Genomic DNA, 2,023 nt, shown 5'->3' with positions numbered 1-2,023 from the left:
GATATAGGTGGTTTCCAATTTTTGTATTAAACTGGTAATCTCATCATTTTTTAAGAGTTTTAAGTTACCGCTGTTAACCAAAGTCTCATAAATTGTCCCACTGCTATTAAAGTCTGAATATTGGGATAATCCCATAGCCATAAGCGCCAGGGAATCTGATTTAGTATAATCCTGGGCCCTGATTATTTTGTTAGCGTATTTATAGGTAGCGGATAAATAATTATTAAGCGCCTTTTCTTTTGTTAGTTCATCTCTATCATCTTCAATCTGCCGTTTAATATTCCTATAAGACTTTTTTTCCTCTTCCTTTTCTATCCGCCGATTATTCCAATTGTTGATTTGTAAAGCTATCAGAATTCCTATGACCACCAAAATGATCTCACCTAAGGCATAGAACAAGTATTTTGTAAACTTGTTTTCTGTTAATAATTGTTTCCTTGTATTTCTGAATAACTTTATCATCTATTTCATCTTTGGCACTGCCCGGGAAAGTTAGTGACCGAATGGAATTTAAAAAATTAGAAAACTAAAATTAATCTAAGCATTTTTGGAAGACAAAATTGCTGTTAGTACTAATCCAAATCCAATGCCGGCGATCAGGCAAGCAACGAACCAAATAGGGGAGGTCTGAAGAAAGAAAAGGCCAACTCCCAAACCAATAAGCGTAGTTCCACCAATAGCCCAAGAGCTTTTATCTTTTTTATCGGAAGTCATAATTTATTATTTAGTATTAAGCCTAAAAGGTAAGAGTTTGACTAAGAAGGAAATATGACATTTATCATACTAAAAAAACCAGATAGTGTGGTGGAATATAGCTAGAATAGATGGGTAGAAAAAGCGATTGATTCTAACAATAGCCTTTTAACAATAAAGCTTATTTTACGTCTTTTTGCATATTTTTCTGAACTGAAATCATTGATTGTTGTCCTACTTTAAATAATCCTTTTTGAGGGCGGTTAAGATCAGCAATAAGTGTAGTAAGGGCAGCGAACGCCAATATCATTGGAATTACAGCAATCAAACCCCTTGGTTTGGTAAAACCTGCCTTAATACCAATTGTTGTCATGGTCATGAAGGAGATGGCCAGCAGTGTTATCCAAATGCTAAGGGGAATTCGATTACGCAAACCTGCAGTGACTCGCTTTTCATGCAGGTCAATGATTTTATTGATAGATTGAATCATCATTGAGGTATTTGTATTGGGTTTAGCTAAGGCTGCCGCCGATACTTCACTCCATAAAAGATTATGAAGCTCAACCGATTTAAGGAGTTCATTGTTGATATTTGTACTGTTTACTGCCCGGAGACGGGTGTCAACATATTGTCTTAATAATTGCTTAACTTCTGTTTTGTATTTCGAATCAATAAGGTCAGCCCTCAGGTAAGAGGTTCCAATTTCGTTGGCTTCCTCAAGAACGTATTGTTTACGCTGGCTAAATTGTTCTGTTGCAATTGAAAATGTAAATGCCAGCAGAAACCCAAGTAATCCAATTAGTCCGCCTATCATTGGTGTTAGAGTAGCGGGTTCCACCTTTTCTTTAATTCCTTTAGAACGCCTGCTAATTTGATAACCAATTTCAAAAGTGATTAGCATCAAAAGACAAAGACCAATGAAGATAATAGAGATGGGTAAAGAATCAAAAATTGAAGTAGTCATATTTGCTATTATTGGTAATACTCCCTTTGTGTTTAACCATTATTATATTAAGTTTTAAATTCTCCTGGATTTTCTCACAAAAAGGGGAGTAAATCTAAATGTAAAAATAAATGGCAAATAATAAGAAAAAAAAGCCTATCGTTTTTTTTATATAACAGTATTAAAAAATCCTGTAGCCCTTTCTTAAAAATGTTTAATCAAAAGGATGATTTTTTAATTTCTCCCTTAAGAATCTTCTTTGAGCCTATTCCCAATTTTTTATAAATTTTCATGGCACTCAGTTCCGGTAAATCTAATTTTTTAAGACGTTCTTTTTTAACAAAAAACACATCACCAGACATTGGGTTTGGGGCACCGGGAATATAT

The 2,023-nt window shown here is 34.3% G+C and carries 3 protein-coding genes; all 3 read right to left on the bottom strand.

Going from position 1 to position 2,023, the window contains the following annotated elements:
* The coding region (locus WBN20_RS05695; protein WP_424281032.1) for a DUF6090 family protein at nucleotides 1–462 on the bottom strand (462 nt) is incomplete at its 3' end.
* Nucleotides 463–537: 75 nt separating this feature from the next.
* Nucleotides 538–714, bottom strand: coding sequence for a hypothetical protein (locus tag WBN20_RS05690; RefSeq protein WP_424272156.1), 177 nt, complete (start codon nucleotides 712–714; stop codon nucleotides 538–540).
* Nucleotides 715–874: 160 nt separating this feature from the next.
* Nucleotides 875–1,657: a DUF4239 domain-containing protein gene (locus WBN20_RS05685; RefSeq protein ID WP_424281031.1), complete on the bottom strand. Its 783-nt coding sequence runs from the start codon at nucleotides 1,655–1,657 to the stop codon at nucleotides 875–877.
* Nucleotides 1,658–2,023: the final 366 nt, after the last annotated feature.

The sequence above is a fragment of the Eudoraea sp. genome, from assembly GCF_049665975.1.
GTDB lineage: Bacteria > Bacteroidota > Bacteroidia > Flavobacteriales > Flavobacteriaceae > Eudoraea.
The sequence above is the reverse complement of the archived record's forward strand: the minus strand, read 5'-3'. Positions and strand labels throughout refer to the sequence as shown.